Annotated in this window: 18 protein-coding genes; 12 read left to right on the forward strand and 6 right to left on the reverse strand. The window is 64.3% G+C overall.

What is annotated here, in order from left to right; genetic code table 11:
• The first annotated feature begins 9 nt into the window (after nucleotides 1–9).
• The 8 genes from gap (at nucleotide 10) to ACXJKO_RS12085 (ending at nucleotide 8,111) form a co-directional block, all read left to right on the forward strand.
• Nucleotides 10–1,017, forward strand: coding sequence for a type I glyceraldehyde-3-phosphate dehydrogenase (gene gap / locus ACXJKO_RS12050; protein WP_457091331.1), 1,008 nt, complete (start codon nucleotides 10–12; stop codon nucleotides 1,015–1,017).
• A gap of 14 nt (nucleotides 1,018–1,031) precedes the next feature.
• Nucleotides 1,032–2,222 (forward strand): phosphoglycerate kinase, encoded by a 1,191-nt coding sequence (locus ACXJKO_RS12055; protein WP_457091332.1) that lies wholly within the window; start codon nucleotides 1,032–1,034, stop codon nucleotides 2,220–2,222.
• 118 nt (nucleotides 2,223–2,340) lie between these two features.
• The gene (gene fba, locus ACXJKO_RS12060; protein WP_457091333.1) at nucleotides 2,341–3,429 is read left to right on the forward strand and encodes a class II fructose-bisphosphate aldolase; all 1,089 of its coding nucleotides are present in this window, start codon (nucleotides 2,341–2,343) and stop codon (nucleotides 3,427–3,429) included.
• A gap of 106 nt (nucleotides 3,430–3,535) precedes the next feature.
• Nucleotides 3,536–4,189 carry a thiamine phosphate synthase gene (locus ACXJKO_RS12065; RefSeq protein ID WP_457091334.1) on the forward strand — a complete coding sequence of 218 codons (654 nt, stop codon included), beginning with the start codon at nucleotides 3,536–3,538 and terminating at the stop codon, nucleotides 4,187–4,189.
• Nucleotides 4,189–5,088 (forward strand): tetratricopeptide repeat protein, encoded by a 900-nt coding sequence (locus ACXJKO_RS12070; RefSeq protein WP_457091335.1) that lies wholly within the window; start codon nucleotides 4,189–4,191, stop codon nucleotides 5,086–5,088. The genes ACXJKO_RS12065 and ACXJKO_RS12070 overlap by 1 nt, the downstream gene beginning before the upstream one ends.
• Nucleotides 5,089–5,213: 125 nt before the next feature.
• Nucleotides 5,214–6,008, forward strand: coding sequence for an inositol monophosphatase family protein (locus tag ACXJKO_RS12075; protein ID WP_457091336.1), 795 nt, complete (start codon nucleotides 5,214–5,216; stop codon nucleotides 6,006–6,008).
• 115 nt (nucleotides 6,009–6,123) lie between these two features.
• A complete protein-coding gene (locus ACXJKO_RS12080; protein ID WP_457091337.1) occupies nucleotides 6,124–7,083 on the forward strand; it encodes a flagellar motor protein MotA in 960 nt (319 codons plus the stop codon).
• The gene (locus ACXJKO_RS12085; protein WP_457091338.1) at nucleotides 7,083–8,111 is read left to right on the forward strand and encodes a peptidoglycan -binding protein; all 1,029 of its coding nucleotides are present in this window, start codon (nucleotides 7,083–7,085) and stop codon (nucleotides 8,109–8,111) included. Before ACXJKO_RS12080 ends, ACXJKO_RS12085 begins: the two co-directional genes overlap by 1 nt.
• 10 nt (nucleotides 8,112–8,121) lie before the next feature.
• On the opposite strand, the gene ACXJKO_RS12090 is transcribed toward ACXJKO_RS12085, so the two are convergent.
• Both ACXJKO_RS12090 and ACXJKO_RS12095 read right to left on the reverse strand, forming a co-directional pair.
• A complete protein-coding gene (locus ACXJKO_RS12090; RefSeq protein WP_457091339.1) occupies nucleotides 8,122–8,301 on the reverse strand; it encodes a DUF3606 domain-containing protein in 180 nt (59 codons plus the stop codon).
• A gap of 89 nt (nucleotides 8,302–8,390) precedes the next feature.
• Entirely contained in the window at nucleotides 8,391–10,211 is a 1,821-nt protein-coding gene (locus ACXJKO_RS12095) for an ABC transporter transmembrane domain-containing protein (RefSeq protein ID WP_457091340.1), read from the reverse strand.
• A gap of 234 nt (nucleotides 10,212–10,445) precedes the next feature.
• Here ACXJKO_RS12095 and rpmE point away from each other — a divergent pair, with 234 nt between their 5' ends.
• On the forward strand, nucleotides 10,446–10,679 hold the full coding sequence (gene rpmE, locus ACXJKO_RS12100; RefSeq protein ID WP_175493957.1) for a 50S ribosomal protein L31: 234 nt from the start codon (nucleotides 10,446–10,448) through the stop codon (nucleotides 10,677–10,679).
• 213 nt (nucleotides 10,680–10,892) lie between these two features.
• On the opposite strand, the gene rcdA is transcribed toward rpmE, so the two are convergent.
• Both rcdA and ACXJKO_RS12110 read right to left on the reverse strand, forming a co-directional pair.
• The gene (gene rcdA / locus ACXJKO_RS12105; protein ID WP_457091341.1) at nucleotides 10,893–11,423 is read right to left on the reverse strand and encodes a protease adaptor protein RcdA; all 531 of its coding nucleotides are present in this window, start codon (nucleotides 11,421–11,423) and stop codon (nucleotides 10,893–10,895) included.
• 283 nt (nucleotides 11,424–11,706) lie between these two features.
• Complete coding sequence (locus tag ACXJKO_RS12110) at nucleotides 11,707–11,913, reverse strand: DUF1192 domain-containing protein (protein ID WP_457091342.1); 207 nt, start codon at nucleotides 11,911–11,913, stop codon at nucleotides 11,707–11,709.
• A 102-nt stretch (nucleotides 11,914–12,015) separates the two neighbouring features.
• Between ACXJKO_RS12110 and ACXJKO_RS12115 the strand changes: the two genes are divergently transcribed.
• Entirely contained in the window at nucleotides 12,016–13,014 is a 999-nt protein-coding gene (locus ACXJKO_RS12115; protein ID WP_457091343.1) for an NAD(P)H-quinone oxidoreductase, read from the forward strand.
• Nucleotides 13,015–13,215: 201 nt separating this feature from the next.
• Nucleotides 13,216–13,935: a DUF1013 domain-containing protein gene (locus ACXJKO_RS12120; RefSeq protein WP_457091344.1), complete on the forward strand. Its 720-nt coding sequence runs from the start codon at nucleotides 13,216–13,218 to the stop codon at nucleotides 13,933–13,935.
• Between the two features lie 74 nt (nucleotides 13,936–14,009).
• On the opposite strand, the gene ACXJKO_RS12125 is transcribed toward ACXJKO_RS12120, so the two are convergent.
• Nucleotides 14,010–15,923 carry a propionyl-CoA synthetase gene (locus ACXJKO_RS12125; protein ID WP_457091345.1) on the reverse strand — a complete coding sequence of 638 codons (1,914 nt, stop codon included), beginning with the start codon at nucleotides 15,921–15,923 and terminating at the stop codon, nucleotides 14,010–14,012.
• Between the two features lie 106 nt (nucleotides 15,924–16,029).
• Between ACXJKO_RS12125 and ACXJKO_RS12130 the strand changes: the two genes are divergently transcribed.
• Nucleotides 16,030–16,788 (forward strand): sulfite exporter TauE/SafE family protein, encoded by a 759-nt coding sequence (locus tag ACXJKO_RS12130; RefSeq protein ID WP_457091346.1) that lies wholly within the window; start codon nucleotides 16,030–16,032, stop codon nucleotides 16,786–16,788.
• A gap of 74 nt (nucleotides 16,789–16,862) precedes the next feature.
• On the opposite strand, the gene ACXJKO_RS12135 is transcribed toward ACXJKO_RS12130, so the two are convergent.
• Nucleotides 16,863–17,045, reverse strand: a complete 183-nt coding sequence (locus ACXJKO_RS12135) for a YdcH family protein (RefSeq protein WP_457091349.1) — start codon at nucleotides 17,043–17,045, stop codon at nucleotides 16,863–16,865.
• Between the last annotated feature and the right edge of the window lie 97 nt (nucleotides 17,046–17,142).

Here is a 17,142-nt window from a genome sequence, read left to right on the forward strand (position 1 = left end):
GCTATGACTATGACGGTGAAGGTCGCGATCAACGGATTCGGTCGCATCGGACGCAATATCCTCCGTGGCATCGTGGAAAGCGGCCGCACGGATATCGAGGTGGTTGCCATCAACGATCTCGGTCCGGTCGAGACGAACGCTCACCTGCTCCGCTTCGACTCCGTCCATGGCCGCTTCCCGGCGGACGTGCAGGTCGAAGGCGAGTTCCTCGTCATCAACGGCAAGAAGATCCGCGTCACGGCGATCAAGGATCCCGCGACGCTGCCGCACCGCGAGCTCGGCGTGGACATCGCGCTTGAGTGCACCGGCATCTTCACATCCAAGGAAAAGGCCTCCGCGCACCTGACCGCCGGCGCCAAGCGCGTCATCGTCTCGGCTCCCGCCGACGGCGCTGATCTGACGGTCGTGTACGGCGTGAACCATGACAAGCTCACCAAGGACCACCTGGTGATTTCGAACGCCTCCTGCACCACGAACTGCCTCGCCCCTGTGGCGAAGGTGCTTCATGACACGGTGGGCATCGAGAAGGGCTTCATGACGACGATCCACTCGTACACCAACGATCAGCCGACGCTCGATCAGATGCACAAGGATCTGTACCGCGCCCGTGCTGCGGCCCTGAACATGATCCCGACATCGACCGGCGCCGCCAAGGCCGTCGGCCTCGTGCTGCCGGAACTGAACGGCAAGCTCGACGGCTCGTCGATCCGCGTGCCGACCCCAAATGTCTCCGTGGTCGATTTCAAGTTCGTGGCCAAGAAGAACACCTCGGTGCAGGAGATCAACGACGCCATCAAGGCTGCGGCCAACGGCCCGCTCAAGGGCGTTCTCGGCTACACCGACCAGCCGAACGTCTCCACGGACTTCAACCACGATCCGCATTCCTCGGTCTTCCACCTGGACCAGACCAAGGTGATGGAAGGCAACTTCGTGCGCGTGCTGTCCTGGTACGACAACGAGTGGGGCTTCTCGAACCGCATGGCGGACACCGCCGTCGCCATGGCGAAGCTCATCTAAGGGAGGCTGCTTCAATGACCGCCTTCCGCACGCTCGACCAGGCCGACGTCAAGGGAAAACGCGTTCTTCTCCGGGTGGACCTCAACGTCCCCATGGAGAACGGCAGGGTGACGGACGCGACGCGCATCGAGCGCGTCCTTCCCACCATCCGCGAGATCGCGGACAAGGGTGGAAAGGTTATCCTTCTCGCCCATTTCGGACGCCCGAAAGGACGCGATCCGAAGGAATCCCTGAAGCCGGTCGCGGAAGCGGTCTCGAAGCATCTCGGAAAAAACGTGGCCTTCGCCGATGACTGCATCGGCGAGGCTGCCGCCAATGCCGTCGCCGCTCTCAAAGGCGGCGACGTGCTCCTCCTCGAAAACACCCGCTTCCATGCGGGCGAGGAAAAGAACGATCCGGCCTTCGTGAAAGAACTCGCGAAGCTCGGCGATCTCTATGTGAACGACGCGTTCTCTGCCGCGCACCGCGCGCATGCCTCGACCGAGGGCCTTGCCCGCGTGCTGCCCGGTTATGCCGGCCGCACCATGCAGGCGGAACTCGATGCGCTCACCAAGGGCCTGGAAGCTCCCAGGCGCCCGGTCGTCGCCATCGTCGGCGGCGCGAAGGTTTCCTCGAAGATCGACCTGCTCGAAAACCTCGTGACCAAGGTCGATGCGCTCGTCATCGGCGGCGGCATGGCCAACACCTTCGTGCACGCCACGGGCCTCGGCGTCGGCAAGTCGCTCGCTGAGAAGGATCTCGCGGCGACAGCCATGCGCATCATCGAGAAGGCGCGCGAATCCAACTGCGCCATCATCCTGCCCGTCGACGGCGTGTGCGCCTACGAGTTCAAGGCCGGCGCGCACAACCACACCTACGGCATCGACGCGATCCCCGAGGACCAGATGATCCTCGACGTGGGTTCGCAATCGGTCGAGCGCATCAACTCCGCGATCAACGACGCGGCGACGGTTGTGTGGAACGGCCCGCTCGGCGCCTTCGAGATCGCGCCCTTCGATCAGGGCACGGTTGCGGCCGCGCGCCATGCAGCGCAGCGCACCAAGGAAGGCAAGCTCGTCTCGGTGGCAGGCGGCGGCGACACGGTCGCTGCGCTCAACCATGCTGGCGTTGCTGAGAACTTTACCTATGTATCCACAGCAGGCGGTGCTTTCCTCGAATGGCTCGAGGGCAAGCCGCTGCCCGGCGTGGAAGCTCTGAGAGCCTGACGTCTTCAGCGCGGAGTGGGAACGCCCACTCCGCTCAAACGAACGGCGCGAGGATCGCTTAAGCTGCGGTTCAGCTTCCAAGCCTTTTATACGTTTCAAGATCAACACGGAGGACGAGATGGCCCGCATCACCATGAGGCAGCTTCTGGATCACGCAGCCGAGCAAGGCTATGGCGTGCCTGCCTTCAACATCAACAACATGGAACAGGCGCTCGCGATCATGGCGGCAGCCAATGAGGTTGATGCGCCGGTGATCATCCAGGCGAGCCGCGGCGCGCGCTCCTATGCCAACGACGTCATGCTCAAGCACATGATGGACGCGGTCACCGAGATCTACCCGCACATTCCCGTCTGCGTGCACCTCGATCACGGCAACGAGCCCTCCACCTGCATGACCGCCATCCAGGCCGGCTTCACCTCGGTGATGATGGACGGTTCGCTGAAGGCCGACGGCAAGACCCCGGGTGACTGGGACTACAATGTCGGCGTCACCAAGAAGGTGGTCGAGATGGCCCATCTCGGCGGCATCTCGGTGGAAGGTGAGCTCGGCGTTCTGGGCTCTCTTGAAACCGGTGAGGGCGAGGCCGAGGACGGCCACGGCGCCGAGGGCAAGCTCTCGCACGATCAGCTGCTGACGAACCCCGACGAGGCCGTGAAGTTCGTGGCCGAGACGAAGGTCGACGCGCTCGCCATCGCCATGGGCACCTCGCACGGAGCCTACAAGTTCACCCGCAAGCCCGACGGCGCGATCCTCGCGATGAACATCATCGAGGAGATCCACCAGAAGCTTCCGAACACGCACCTCGTGATGCACGGCTCGTCTTCCGTGCCGCAGGACCTGCAGGACATCATCAACCAGTACGGCGGCCAGATGAAGCCGACCTGGGGCGTGCCGGTGGAAGAGATTCAGCGTGGCATCAAGCACGGCGTGCGCAAGATCAACATCGACACCGACAACCGCATGGCGATGACCGGCCAGATCCGTAAGGTCCTGACCGAGAACCCCGGCGAGTTCGACCCGCGCAAGTATCTGAAGCCCGCCATGGAAGCGATGACGCAACTCTGCAAGCAGCGCCTGCAGGAGTTCAACACCGCCGGCCAGGCCTCGAAGATCAAGCGCGTGTTCACCCTCGCCGAAATGGCCAAGCGCTACGCTTCGGGCGAGCTCGACCCGACCTTCAGCGCCAAGCGCCAGGCCGCCGAATAACCAACCGGGCTTTCGCCTCAATCATCATCGACAAGCGGGGCCTCGCAAGATGGCCCCGTTTTCGTTATGGGAATGCCAGTCTTCTCTCTTTCGTGAACCGTGAACCATGGCCGAGTCCGCCGCCCGCCTCTATCTCATCACCCCTCTCCTGCAGGACGATTCGTTCGCTCCCAAGCTGGCGGAAGCCTGCAAGGGCGGCGCGGTCGCGGCCGTTCTGGTGCGGCTGGACGCCGGAGACGAGCGCAGCCTGATCAATCTGGTAAAGGCGCTTGGCCCCTCGGTGCAGGAGCATGGCACCGCCCTGATCGTGACCACCGAAACCAAGGCGGACCTCGCGAACGTTGCCGCCCGTGGCGGCGCTGACGGCATCCACGTAAGCGCCATCGACCCGCGCGAGGTTCGTGAGCTTCGCGAGCGCCTTAAAGGGGAGCGCGCCATCGGCGTCGGCCATATCCGCACCAAGGACGAGGCCATGAGCTTCGGTGAGGCCGGGGTCGATTACCTGCTCTTCGGCGAGCCTCGCGCGGACGGCTCCCTCCCCTCCCTGGAAAGCGTGGTGGAGCGCGCCGCATGGTGGGCCGAGATCTTCGAGACGCCCTGCGTGGCTTATGCGCCGACCCTGGAGGCCGTGGAGTCCCTGGCGGCGACGGGAGCCGAATTCGTCGCCCTGGGTGATGCTGTATGGTCGCATGCGCAAGGCCCGGCGGTCGCCGTGAAGGCTGCGTCGGACACTCTCGAGCGGCAGGAGGCTTCGCGCTGATGCGCTTCTCTTCGGCTCTCGGCGGCCTGTTGCTGGCCGCCTCCATCACCTGCGCGCAGGCGGCAGAGCCCGATCTCGCCTATGGCGCCTATCAGCGCGGCCTCTATCAGACGGCCTTCCGCGAGGCGAACCTGCGCCTGGAAAAGAACAAGACCGACGCCGCCGCCATGACCCTGCTGGGCGAACTCTACAACCAGGGCCTCGGCGTCGCGGTGGACCCCAAGAAGGCCTCCGATTGGTATCGGCTGGCCGCTCAACGCGGCGACCCTCATGCGCTCGCGGCGCTGGGCCTGATGGCCATGGACGGGCGCGGAATCCAGAAGAACCCGGTCCAGGGCAAGGCTTGGCTTGAACAGGCCGCCGCCAAGGGCAACGCCGTCGCCGCCCATAACCTTGCCCTGCTGCTGCTCACGAGCGGCTCCGACATGGACCTGGAACAGGCGGTCGCGCTTCTCCGTCAGGCCGCTGATGCGGAAATCCCGGATGCGCAGCATGCGCTCGGCGTGCTCTATCTCCAGGGTCGCGGCGTCGCCAAGGACGCCTCGGAGGCCGCCCGCCTGTTCGAGCGCGCCGCCAGGAACGGCAGCTCCGTGGGCGAGGTGGAATACGCCATCCTGCTCTTCAACGGCGAGGGGGTGACGGCGAGCGAATCCCAGGCCGCCCGTTATTTCCGCCGGGCCGCCGCCAAAGGCAGTGCCATCGCCCAGAACCGCCTCGCCCGCCTGCTCGTGGCGGGCCGGGGTGTGCCCGCCAACAGGATCGACGCCGCCGCCTGGCACATCCTCGCCGCCGCTCAAGGCCTCGCCGATCCATGGCTCGACAATGCCCTGAAAGACCTCAGCCCCGACGACCGTAAGCGCGCCGAACGCCTCGCGGCCGAACGGCTGGGGATCCGGTGACCCATCGAATTCCCGAAAACGCGGGATCAATTAAGCATCGGCCCTGTTGATCCCACGCTTGACGCCAACCCTCCCGTGGTCCATCGACCACATCATCTTTTCGCTCTTTGCCAGGACTTAAGCCCATGATCCGCTCGCCCCTCATGACCGTCATGACCGATGCCGTGATGAAGGCTTCACGCTCCTTGAAGCGCGACTTCGGCGAGGTGGAGAACCTGCAGGTCTCGCGCAAGGGCCCCGGCGATTTCGTGTCGGCCGCCGATCGCAAGGCTGAGAAGATCCTGCGCGAGGCGCTGGAGAAGGCTCGCCCCGGCTACGGCCTCGTCATGGAGGAGCAGGGCGTCGTCGAAGGCACCGATACCAGCCACCGCTGGCACATCGACCCGCTCGACGGCACCACGAACTTCCTCCACGGCCTGCCGCAATTCGCCATCTCCGTGGGCCTGGAGCGCGACGGCCAGATCGTGGCCGGCGTGATCTATGATCCCGCCAAGGACGAGCTGTTCATCGCCGAAAAGGGCAAGGGTGCCTTTCTCAACAACCGCCGCATCCGCGTGGCCGGCCGCGACGAGGTGGCCGATGCGGTGTTCGCCTGCGGCCTGCCCCATATCGGCAAGGGCGACCACGGCCTCTTCATGCGCGAATGCGTGTCCGTGATGGCCAATGTGGGCGGCATGCGCCGCTGGGGCGCAGCGTCTCTCGACCTCGCCTACGTGGCCTGCGGCCGCTTCGATGCCTATTGGGAGCGCGGCCTGAAGACCTGGGACATGGCGGCGGGCATCCTGATGGTGCGCGAGGCCGGTGGCTTCGTCTCCGATGCCGACGGCACCCCTAACCCCATGGCGACGGGCTCGATCGCCTGCGGCAACGAATTCATGCAGCGCGAGCTGCTCAAGCTGCTGAAAAAAGCCAAGGCCTGATATAAAGCCCCATATTCCTGTTCGTGCAGCATCAAGTGTCGATGGTCGTGCTTGATCCATCGGTCCGGGACGGCTCTAATGCGACCGTCCCGAAGCACGAAGACGCAGGATAACGATGGCGGACCAACCCCTTACCCCACCGCGGATCTACCTGATCCGCATGGCGGTCTTTCTGGTTCTGGCGGGGTTAATCGCCTTCATTCTCTATGGTCAGATCTGGGAGGCCTTCCAGGCCAATCCCGGCCTGAACGCCTTGATCCTGAGCGTGATGTTCATCGGAATCGGGCTTGCCATTCGGCAGGTCTGGCGCCTTTTCCCCGAGGTGCGTTGGGTCAATACCCTGCGCCAGACCGAGGAAGGGCTGGTCGCCCCCACGCTTCCCGTGCTGCTCGCCCCCATGGCGGCCTTCATCGGCAACCGGTCGCACCAGTCTCTTTCCGTCGCCGCCACCCGCTCGCTGCTCGATTCGGTGGGCGCGCGCCTCGACGAAGGCCGCGAGATCCTGCGCTACATGGCGGGCCTGCTGGTCTTCCTCGGCCTGCTCGGCACCTTCTGGGGCCTCATCGACACCGTGGGCTCGGTGGGCCGCATCATTTCCTCCTTGAGGACCGGGCAGGATTCAGCCGTTCTCTTCGACGAGCTGAAGAACTCGCTCGCCGGCCCTCTGCAAGGCATGGGCCTGTCCTTCTCCGCCTCGCTCTTCGGCCTCGCCGGCTCCCTGGTGCTCGGCTTCCTCGATCTCCAGGCAGGCCAGGCGCAGAACCGCTTCTACACGGAGCTCGAGGATTGGCTCGCCACCTCGACCATGGACACGCCGGCCGACACCTCCCTGCGCTCCACCACTCCGCACGACCTGACGGTGGCCCTCAACCGGCTCACAGCTGCCGTGAACGACGGCGCCGGCGGGCGCGCTGCGACGCAGGCCATGGCCAACCTCGCCGAGGGTGTGCAGGGCCTCGTCCAGCACATGCGGGCCGAGCAGCAGATGATCCGAGACTGGGTCGAGGCTCAGGCCGCCCGCGAGAAGGAGCTGAAGCAGGTGCTCGACCGCATCTCCCGTGAAAGGCTGCCCTGATGCCGGTTTCCAGCTCAGGCGGACGCAGGCGCGGGCGCAGCAGCCAGATCAATTACTGGCCGGGCTTCGTGGACGCCCTGTCCACGCTGCTGCTCGCCATCATCTTCCTGATCTCGGTGTTCACGGTGGGCCAGTTCTTCCTGTCCCGAGAGCTGTCTGGCCGCGACACGGTGCTGGACCGGCTCAACCGCCAGATCTCCGAGCTGACCGATCTTCTCTCCCTGGAGCGCTCGGGCCGCCGCACATTGGAAGAAAACCTTGCTTCCCTCACGACCACGCTTCGCGCCAACGAGGCCGAGCGGGCGCGCCTGCAGGGCCTTCTGGAATCGGGCGGTGCGGTGCAGGCCCAGGCGAGCGAACTCACCACCGCCCTCGAATCCGAGAAGCAGGCGACGGGCCGGGCGCTGAGTCAGGTGGAAATCCTCAACCAGCAGATCGCCGCCATGCGCCGCCAGCTCGCAGCGCTGGAAGAGGCACTCTCGGCTTCCGAAAACCGCGACAAGGAAAGTCAGGCCCGCATCGCCGATCTCGGCAGCCGCCTCAATGTGGCGCTGGCCCAGCGCGTGCAGGAGCTGGCGCGATATCGCTCCGATTTCTTCGGCCGCCTGCGGCAGATCCTCGGCAACCGTCCCGATATGCGCATCGTGGGCGACCGTTTCGTGTTCCAGTCGGAAGTGCTCTTCCCCGCAGGCCAGGCCTTCCTGCGCCCGGAAGCCTCGGGCGAAATCGACCGCATCGCCGGCGCTCTCGTGGAGCTCGAAAAACAGGTTCCCCCCGATATTCCGTGGGTGATACGCGTGGACGGTCACACCGATCAGCGCCCCATCAACACCCCGCAATTCCCCTCGAACTGGGCACTTTCCTCGGCGCGCGCCATCGCGGTGGTTCAGGCGCTCATCGCAAGGGGTGTGCAGCCCCAGCATCTTGTCGCTGCAGGTTTCGGCGAGTTCCAGCCTCTCGACAACGGTACATCAGAAGAATCCTACGCCCGCAACCGGCGCATCGAGCTGAAACTGACGGAGCGGTAAACTCCGCCGCTCAAATATCCTTGCCGAGCGCCCGGGCCACATCCTTCACCTGGACGCCGACGCGCCTGACGGTGGCGAGTAGCTCCTTGCGCGGCACGTTCCAGCGATCGGACCAGTAGCGGAGGTCCCAATCCTCATAGGCGTTGATATGAGGCGAATCCTGAGGATGCCGTCGCGAGCAAGCCGCCATGCCCAACCTCCCTGCTGGATGAGCCCGGTCTGACGCCGGGTTTACCTACCGTTAAGAAAATTGGGGAGAATCGGTTCGCGGAAAAGTGCCTATTCCGCAGCGATCGTGTGCTCTTCCGAAGCAGTGAACTGGAGCCGCGCGAGCCTTGCATAGAGGCCACCCTCGGCGAGCAGGGTCTCGTGAGTGCCCTCCTCCACGATGAGGCCCTTGTCCATCACCAGGATGCGGTCGGCGGAGCGCACTGTAGCCAGCCGGTGGGCGATGACGAGCGTGGTGCGCCCTTCCATGAGGCGGTCGAGGGCTTCCTGCACCTTGCGTTCGCTCTCCGCATCGAGCGCGGAGGTCGCCTCGTCGAGGAGCAGGATCGGCGCGTCCTTCAGGATCGCGCGGGCAATGGCGAGGCGTTGCCGCTGGCCGCCCGAGAGCGTGACCCCACGCTCACCGATGGAGGTTCCATAGCCCTGCGGCATGGCCTGGATGAACCCGTCGGCCGAGGCCAGTTCGGCCGCACGGCGTACCTCGTCCTCGCTAGCCTCCGGCCGGCCATAGCGGATGTTGTCGAGAACGCTCGCGGCGAAGATCGTGGGCTCCTGCGGCACCAGGGCCATACGGGCGCGAAGCGCGAAGGGATCGGCCTCGGTGACAGGCACTCCATCGACTCGAATCGTGCCGCTTTGCGGATCGTAGAAGCGCAGCAACAGCTGGAGGATTGTGCTCTTGCCCGCCCCCGACGGCCCGACGATGGCGACCCGCTCGCCCGAGGCTACGGAGAAACTCAAGCCATGGACGGCGCGCTGCTCGGCGCGGGTGGGGTAGGCGAAATGTACATCCTGAAAAGCCACTGTGCCGGGCGATGGCTCCGGCAGGGGCTTGGGATTCTTGGGTGCCTCGATGGCAGGCTTGGCCTCCAGAATCTCGCCCAAACGCTCGGCCGCGCCGGCGGCCTGCGCCAATTCGCCGTAGACCTCCGAAAGCTGGCCCAGCGAGCTTGCGGCAAAGACCGCGTAGAGCACGAATTGCGAGAGCCGCCCACCGGTCATGGCGCCTGCGAGCACATCCTGTGCGCCGTACCAGAGAACGCCGACCACGCTGGCCGAGACCATGAAGATGCCCGCGCCCGTGAGGAAAGCCCGCATGGTGGTGGAGAGCCGGGCCGCGTCGAAGGCCTCCTCGGCGGCGAGGGAGAAGCGGGAGGCCGTAAGCCTTTCCATGCCGAAAGCCTGCATGGTCCTGACCGCGCCGATGGCCTCCGCCGCATAGGCCGAGGCGTCGGCGAGCCTATCCTGCGCTGCCCGCGAGCGCTTCCGTACGGCCCTCCCCGACAGGACGAGGGGCAGCACGATGAGCGGAATGGCGAGAAGCACCAAGGCCGAGAGCTTGGGGCTCGTGATGATCATGAGCGTCACGGCGCCCATAAACAGGAAGATATTGCGCAGCGCGATCGAGATGCTAACCCCGAAGGCCGCCTTGACTTGGGTAGTGTCGGCGGTGAGCCGGGACACGATCTCCCCGCTCCGGGTCTGGTCGAAGAAGGCTGGGTCGAGGGAGGTCAGGTGCCGGAACACGGCGGCGCGCAGATCCGCCACCACCCGCTCGCCCAAGGTGATGACGAGGTAGTAGCGCAGCGCGCTGGAGACCGCGAGCACGGCCACAACCACGAGCAGCAGGATGAAATAGGCATTGATGTAGGCCCGCCCGGAATCCGAAAACCCGAAATCCACCACCCGGCGCACGGCGATTGGCACCACAAGCGTGGCCGCGGAGGCCATGGTCAGCGCCGCCAGCGCGCCCGCGATCCGGCCCTTATAGGCGAGGCCGTAGGGAACGAGCGGCCTCAGGGCGCCGAGCGCGGCTTTGGGGCGGGATTGGGCAGACGGCAGATCGGCCATGGCATCCTTCGTTTCGGGCATTCTAGAACTGAGCTTTTTCTAATGGCATGGAAATCAGCTCATTTCCTTGAGATGCCGCAATTTTTGACGGCAACCCGGATCGACTTCGCCAAAAATGCTCCAGGGCCGTTTAACACCTTTGCCCCGGCTTGTTTCAAGACCGCAAGTGAGGTATAGGCGCGCATTCATCAATTCAGGCTCGATCTTATGCTGCGGGCTGACCAGATGTGGCTGGCCGCAAGAAGGACTATGGCAATGGCGCGCAAAGAAACCGATCATCCCGACTACCACTTCATCAAGGTGGTCATGACCAACGGCACCGAGTACACCACTCGCTCGACCTACGGCAAAGAGGGCGACACCCTCAACCTCGACATCGACCCCAACACCCACCCGGCCTGGACCGGCGGTACGCAGCAGCTGCTCGACCGCGGTGGCCGCGTGTCGCGCTTCACGTCGCGCTTCGGTAACCTGGGCGCCAAGAAGTAATCCGGCTTTCGCTGGACGCTTCATCAGGAATGCAAAAGCCCCGCTTTGGCGGGGCTTTTTCTGTTTTGGGCTTAACACACTTCGCCTTCATCCTGAGGAGCAGCAAAGCTGCGTCTCGAAGGAGGTTCCAGCGAACACTGGAGACGCCCTCGTCCTTCGAGACACCGCCTCCGGCGGCCCTCAGGATGAGGGCTATGTTTTGGTAAAAGCTATTTATTCCGCTGGCGCGAAAGCGCGCTGGAGCATGCCGAGCTGGAGCGCGACCGGGTTCAGGCCTTGCGGCCGAGGGGCGGATTCCGTTTCTGTGAGCAGGCGCTCGAGATGCAGGATGCGGGCGTGGAGGCGCGTGGCGAGGCCGATCAACTCGCGCAGGCGGGCGGGAAGCGCCTCGTATTCGCGGATGGTTGTCGTGGTCTCGTGGGAGTTGAGGCGCACGCGGGCCTTTTCAGCTTGGGCCTGATCGGGCGTGATCTCCCCTTCCGCCAGCGCCCGCTGGAGCAGGAGCCAGGAGGCGATCTGCATGAGGCGGGTGGTCAGGCGCATGCTCTCGCTGGCATAGGCGACGCTCTCCTCCCGGGGCAAGCGGCGGGATTCCTCCCGGCCGGCGCCGTCGAGATAGGCCGCCGTCTCCTCGATCAGCTCCATGCCCTCCTGGAACAGGGCCTTGAAGGCCTCGGATCCCACGAAGTTCTGGCCGAAACGGACAGGATCGACGTCAAGTTTGACCACGTCGGGCTCGTTCAAGAGGCCGTCTCCCAAGGAATTGGTCCGGCCGCATGCACCGGAGAAGCTCGATATGGGAGGAGTATAGAACGTGCCTGAGGGAGATGCCTCGGTAACCTCTTCTTAAGGTTAAGCCGGCTCAGAGCAGGGAATCGATCCCAAACAGCGCACAAAAAGCGAGCCGCGAGAAGCGGCTCGAGTCTAACAGGGATGCATCGATCAAGAGTGGGAGGAAGACCACTCTCAAATCCGGTGGGAGAAAACCGGACGCCTCCATGAAGCTCCCGAATTCCTTAAAGAGCCGTTAACCCTGACCGAGCTTGAAGAAGGCGCTCGCGGCCTCGCGGGAGTTCTCCTTGGAGGCTTTCGCCTCCTTCAGGCGGGCAATTTCCCGCTCCAGCATAGCTACGCGCTCATCGAGCTCGTCGACGGAAAGCATCGACAGGTCCTGGCCGATCTGGTGCCCGCTGACCACTGGGCGGGGTTCGTCGGCGAAGGGATCGAGGGCCATGGCATTCTCCTCCTCGAGTGATTTGTTTTCGAAACTTAATCCGGCATGCACGCCTTGCCAACTTTGCCCTATATGGGCGGAGCTTGACCAAAGGAGGGAAAAATGACGCCGATTCCAAGCACGATGCGCGCGGTGATCGCGGAAGGCAGCGGCGGCCCGGAAGTCCTGAAGCTGGTCGAGCGGCCTGTGCCGCAGCCCGGCGAGGGCGAGATTCTGGTCAGAATCGAGGCCGCAGGCATCAACCGTCCCGACGTACTCCAGAGGCAAGGCGGCTATGCGCCGCCTCCCGGCGCGTCGGATATTCTCGGCCTGGAACTCGCAGGTGAGGTGGTGGCGCGGGGCCCGAACGCGACGCGGTTTACCGAGCGCGACAGGGTCATGGCCCTTGTGGCGGGCGGCGCCTATGCGCAATACGCCGTGGTTCACGAGACGAACGCCCTCCCCGTCCCCGATGGCCTCTCCTGGGAGGAGGCGGGCGCAGTGCCCGAGACGTATTTCACCGTCTGGACCAATGTGTTCGAGCGTGGCGACCTGAAGCCCGGCGAGACGCTTCTGGTCCATGGCGGCACCTCCGGCATCGGCACTACGGCGATCCAGCTCGCCAAGGCTTTCGGGGCCAGGGTCATCGCAACGGCAGGCTCGGCCGACAAATGCGACGCCTGCACCCGGCTCGGCGCGGACGTGGCGGTGAATTATCGCGAGCAGGATTTCGTCGCAGCCGTGAAGGAGGCCACGGGCAGCCGGGGCGCGGACGTGATCCTCGATATGGTGGGTGGCGACTACATCCCCCGCAACCATGAGGCCGCCGCCCAGGACGGCCGGATCGTGCAGATCGCCTTCCTCAAGGGCAGCAAGGTCGAGCTTGATTTCCGCCGCCTCATGCTCAAGCGCCTGACACATACGGGCTCGACGCTGCGCTCCCGCACGGTGGCGGAAAAGGCCACCATCGCCCAGGCGTTAGAGGCCAAGGTTCTGCCGCTGCTGGCGAAAGGCCTCGTCAAACCCGTGATGGATTCCACCTTTGCCTTCGAGGACGTGGCCAAGGCCCATGCCCGCATGGATGGTGGCGAGCATATCGGAAAGATCGTTCTTAAACTCTAGCGCATCGGAGGGCCCCGAGGTCGGGAACAACTTTCGGGGCCGATGCGTAAAAGTTTGCAACATCGCCCCTCGCTCCCTATAATCATCTCGTTTCCCTCACAATGTGAGACGAGATGCTCCGGGCCCACCGGTTCGGAGCGCGAGAGAGTTTTGCCGTGCGGCGCCAGAGGTTTGGCGCCCGGCTTGAAGGAGGTTCGCCCCATGTCCCAGGGACCGCTGATGCCGAAGGCGACGGCCGTTTGGCTCGTCGAGAATACATCGCTGTCGTTCGATCAGATCGCCGATTTCTGCAAGCTCCACCCGCTCGAGGTGAAGGGCATCGCGGACGGTGAAGTCGCGGCCGGCATCAAGGGCATGGACCCGATCACCAGCGGCCAGCTGACCCGCGAGGAGATCGAGAAGGCGCAAGAAGACACGAAGCATCGCCTGCGCCTTGCCGAGTCCCGCGTGAAGCTGCCCGAGCAGAAGCGCGTCAAGAAGGGCCCGCGTTATACCCCAGTGTCGCGCCGCCACGACCGCCCGAATGCGATCCTCTGGCTCGTGCGCAACCATCCGGAGCTAAAGGACGCGCAGATCATGCGCCTCGTGGGCACCACCAAGACCACGATTCAGCAGGTCCGCGAGCGCACCCACTGGAATTCCGCGAGCCTCTCCCCGATGGATCCTGTCACGCTCGGCCTGTGCTCGCAGATCGACCTGGACTTCGAGGTGCAGCGCGCTGCCAAGGACCGTCCGCATGTGGAGCCGCACGAGCAGGGCGGCACCCTGATCCCCGCCGAGATCACCACGGCTCCCGAGCCGGAGCGCGCCGAGCCCTTCGCGGATATGAGCCGCCCGAAGCCGCAGGAAGAAAAAATCGACGTCAACTCCGTCTTCGCCAAGCTCAAGCAGCTGAAGCGCGACGACGAAGACGAGGAATAAGGTTCAAGACGAAAAGGCCCGGATCGCTCCGGGCCTTTTCATTTGTGCTTCCTTCAAGGGTGTCGGGCGCTCCCTCACCCGGCCAATCCTCTGCCCTTCAGCGCATCGCCGATTTCTTCGAGGATCGTGGGGTCGTCGATGGTGGCGGGCATGCTCCAGGCGTCGCCGTCTGCGATTTTCTTCATGGTGCCGCGCAGGATTTTTCCGGAGCGTGTTTTCGGCAGGCGCGGCACGGTGATGGCGAGCTTGAAGGCGGCGACGGGGCCGATCTTGTCGCGCACCAATCCGATCAGATCCTTCTCGATCTCCTCAGGCGTTTCCTCGACGCCGGATTTCAGCACCACAAACCCGCAGGGCACCTCGCCTTTGAGCGCATCCTTCACGCCGATCACCGCGCATTCGGCGACCGCCGGATGGGAGGCGAGGACCTCTTCCATGCCGCCTGTCGACAAACGATGGCCGGCGACGTTGATGATGTCGTCCGTGCGGCCCATCACCCACACATAGCCGTCCTCGTCGATGTAGCCGGCATCCGACGTGTTGTAGTAGCCGGGATAGGTGGTGAGGTACGATTCCTTGAAGCGCTCATCCGCGTGCCAGAGCGTCGGCAATGCGCCAGGCGGCAGCGGCATCTTGATCACGATGGTGCCCATGGTGCCCGCAGGCACAGGCTTTCCGCCTTCATCCAGCACATCGAGCTCGTAGCCCGGCATCGCGACGGTGGGCGAGCCGTGCTTGACGGGCAGCGCGCCGAGGCCCAGCGGATTGCCCGCGACAGGCCAGCCGGTTTCCGTCTGCCACCAATGGTCGATGACGGGCACGTGCAGGATGTTCTCGGCCCATTGAATCGTGTCGGGGTCGGCGCGCTCACCTGCGAGAAACAGCGCGCGGAACGCGGAGATGTCGTAGCCTTTCAGCAACTTCGCCTGTGGATCTTCCTTTTTGATTGCGCGAAACGCGGTGGGTGCGGTGAACAGCGTCACGACGCCGTGCTCGGCGATGACGCGCCAATAGGCGCCCGCATCCGGCGTGCCCACCGGCTTCCCTTCGTACAGGATCGCGGTGCAGCCATGCAGCAGCGGGCCATAGACGATGTAGGAATGGCCGACGACCCAGCCCACATCGGACGCGGCCCAGAACACTTCGCCGGGCTCCACGCCGAAGAAATGATCCATCGACCATTTGAGTGCGACCATGTAGCCGCCGTTGTCGCGCACGACGCCTTTCGGCTTGCCCGTGGTGCCGGAGGTGTAGAGCACATAGAGCGGATCGGTCGCCGCCACCGGCACGCATTCGGCTTGGCGATTTTCAGCTTTCGCGTTGGCGATTTCCTGCGACCAGTCGCGGTCGCGGCCTTCGATCAGCGCACATGACAATTGCGGGCGCTGATGAACGAGACAGAAGTCAGGCTTGAAGGCGGCGAGTTCGATCGCCCCGTCCAGCAGCGGCTTGTAGGGTACGACCTTCGCACCTTCGATGCCGCAGGATGCGGAGAGGATCGCCTTCGGCTTGGCATCGTCGATGCGGGTTGCGAGCTCCTTCGCCGCGAAACCGCCGAACACCACGGAATGGATCGCGCCGATGCGCGCGCAGGCGAGCATCGCGAACACCGCTTCAGGGGTCATCGGCATGTAGATGATGACGCGGTCGCCCTTCTCCACGCCCATGCCCTGCAACACGGCCGCGAGCGTCGCCACTTCGTCCTGAAGCTCGGCGTAAGTGATCGCGCGCTTCGTGCCGGTGACGGGGCTGTCGTAGATGATCGCGGCCTGATCGCCGCGCGTCGCCACATGCCGGTCCACCGCGTTGTAGCAGGTGTTGCACAGCGCGCCCTTGAACCAGCTGCCATAAGCGCCGGACGATGCATCGAAGATCCGATCGGCGGGCTTGTACCAGTCGATGGCCTCAGCCGCTTCTTTCCAGAACCTCTCCGGATCGGATTTCCAGCGGGCATAGACTTCGCGATAGCGGCTCTGGGTTGATGGCATGGCGTTCCCCCATTGTTGTGACCGCATGGGACATATCTGGAGAGGTGTGGTAGCAGGCTGCCGGGCTGCGGTCAGCGCGACTTTCGGCCAGCCCTCGAGATTCCCGATGATCACCGATCCGCTTTTCTATGCCGCCGCCATCCCAGCCGTCACGATGCTGGGCTTAGGGAAAGGCGGCTTCGCGGGCCTTGGGCTTCTCTCGCTTCCGCTCATGGCGTTGGTCGTCTCGCCGGTGCAGGCTGCCGCCATCACCCTGCCGATCCTGATCGTGCAGGATGTGGTCTCCGTCTGGGCCTATCGCTACACCTGGGACATGCGCAACGTAGTGCTGCTCGTGCTGGGCGGGCTGTCCGGCGTCATCACTGGCTATCTTCTCGCGGCCAAGGTGTCCGACGGGGCCATCGAGCTGGCGGTGGGCGTGATCTCTGTTACCTTCGCCATCCGCAGGCTCCTGCTGGAGCGTGGCCCGGTGGCGCCAGACCCTGTACCCAGCACCACGCCGCGCGGGCTGTTCTGGGGATGGGTGACGGGCTTTACCAGCATGATCGCCCATGCGGGCGGGCCGCCTTTCCAGATTTACGTCATGCCGCAGAAGCTGCCGCGCGATGTGTTCGTCGGCACGGGCTCCGTGGTCTTCGCGATCATCAACTGGATCAAGGTGCCGCCTTATCTCGCACTCGGGCAATTCACCGCCGAGAACATGGCGACCGCAGGGGCCCTGATACCGCTCGCCATCGCCTCCACCTGGGCGGGCGTACTGTTGGTGCGGCGCGTCTCGGGGCAGAGCTTCTACACGGCGGTTTATATTCTTCTGATCTTCGTCGGCGGCAAGCTGATCTATGACGGGGCGCGGGCGCTGCTTTGAGACCGCGAAAATGGAAAAAGCCGCCTTTCCCGAAGGAAATGACGGCTTTCCTTGGGATTGTTGGTGATACGGGGCTAATGCAACCCCGAGTCGGAGCTTCTCAGTCGCGTAATTTCGTCCTTAAGCTGCAATTTCCTCCGCTTTAATTGCGCCAGCCTCATGTCATCAAGGGATGGTTTGTTGAGGGTATCCTGGATCTCCCGTTCAAGAGCCCGGTGCTTACGCTCGAGTTCCACCAGATGATTCTGCAGCGGCATGTCAGTTCCTCCTGTCCAATTACTGACCCGGATAATGTGACTGCGGGACTGTGGCGAGTCGAGGGCAAAGCCGGCAAAATTACGCAACATAATATGC

The organism is Microvirga sp. P5_D2, assembly GCF_054049475.1.

Bases quoted from the DNA above. Each gene is read 5' to 3' on its own strand.
- gap (WP_457091331.1), top strand. From the start codon at position 10: ATGACGGTGAAGGTCGCGATCAACGGATTCGGTCGCATCGGACGCAAT.
- ACXJKO_RS12055 (WP_457091332.1), top strand. From the start codon at position 1,032: ATGACCGCCTTCCGCACGCTCGACCAGGCCGACGTCAAGGGAAAACGC.
- fba (WP_457091333.1), top strand. From the start codon at position 2,341: ATGGCCCGCATCACCATGAGGCAGCTTCTGGATCACGCAGCCGAGCAA.
- ACXJKO_RS12065 (WP_457091334.1), top strand. From the start codon at position 3,536: ATGGCCGAGTCCGCCGCCCGCCTCTATCTCATCACCCCTCTCCTGCAG.
- ACXJKO_RS12070 (WP_457091335.1), top strand. From the start codon at position 4,189: ATGCGCTTCTCTTCGGCTCTCGGCGGCCTGTTGCTGGCCGCCTCCATC.
- ACXJKO_RS12075 (WP_457091336.1), top strand. From the start codon at position 5,214: ATGATCCGCTCGCCCCTCATGACCGTCATGACCGATGCCGTGATGAAG.
- ACXJKO_RS12080 (WP_457091337.1), top strand. From the start codon at position 6,124: ATGGCGGACCAACCCCTTACCCCACCGCGGATCTACCTGATCCGCATG.
- ACXJKO_RS12085 (WP_457091338.1), top strand. From the start codon at position 7,083: ATGCCGGTTTCCAGCTCAGGCGGACGCAGGCGCGGGCGCAGCAGCCAG.
- ACXJKO_RS12090 (WP_457091339.1), bottom strand. From the start codon at position 8,301: ATGGCGGCTTGCTCGCGACGGCATCCTCAGGATTCGCCTCATATCAAC.
- ACXJKO_RS12095 (WP_457091340.1), bottom strand. From the start codon at position 10,211: ATGCCCGAAACGAAGGATGCCATGGCCGATCTGCCGTCTGCCCAATCC.
- rpmE (WP_175493957.1), top strand. From the start codon at position 10,446: ATGGCGCGCAAAGAAACCGATCATCCCGACTACCACTTCATCAAGGTG.
- ACXJKO_RS12110 (WP_457091342.1), bottom strand. From the start codon at position 11,913: ATGGCCCTCGATCCCTTCGCCGACGAACCCCGCCCAGTGGTCAGCGGG.
- ACXJKO_RS12115 (WP_457091343.1), top strand. From the start codon at position 12,016: ATGACGCCGATTCCAAGCACGATGCGCGCGGTGATCGCGGAAGGCAGC.
- ACXJKO_RS12120 (WP_457091344.1), top strand. From the start codon at position 13,216: ATGTCCCAGGGACCGCTGATGCCGAAGGCGACGGCCGTTTGGCTCGTC.
- ACXJKO_RS12125 (WP_457091345.1), bottom strand. From the start codon at position 15,923: ATGCCATCAACCCAGAGCCGCTATCGCGAAGTCTATGCCCGCTGGAAA.
- ACXJKO_RS12130 (WP_457091346.1), top strand. From the start codon at position 16,030: ATGATCACCGATCCGCTTTTCTATGCCGCCGCCATCCCAGCCGTCACG.
- ACXJKO_RS12135 (WP_457091349.1), bottom strand. From the start codon at position 17,045: ATGCCGCTGCAGAATCATCTGGTGGAACTCGAGCGTAAGCACCGGGCT.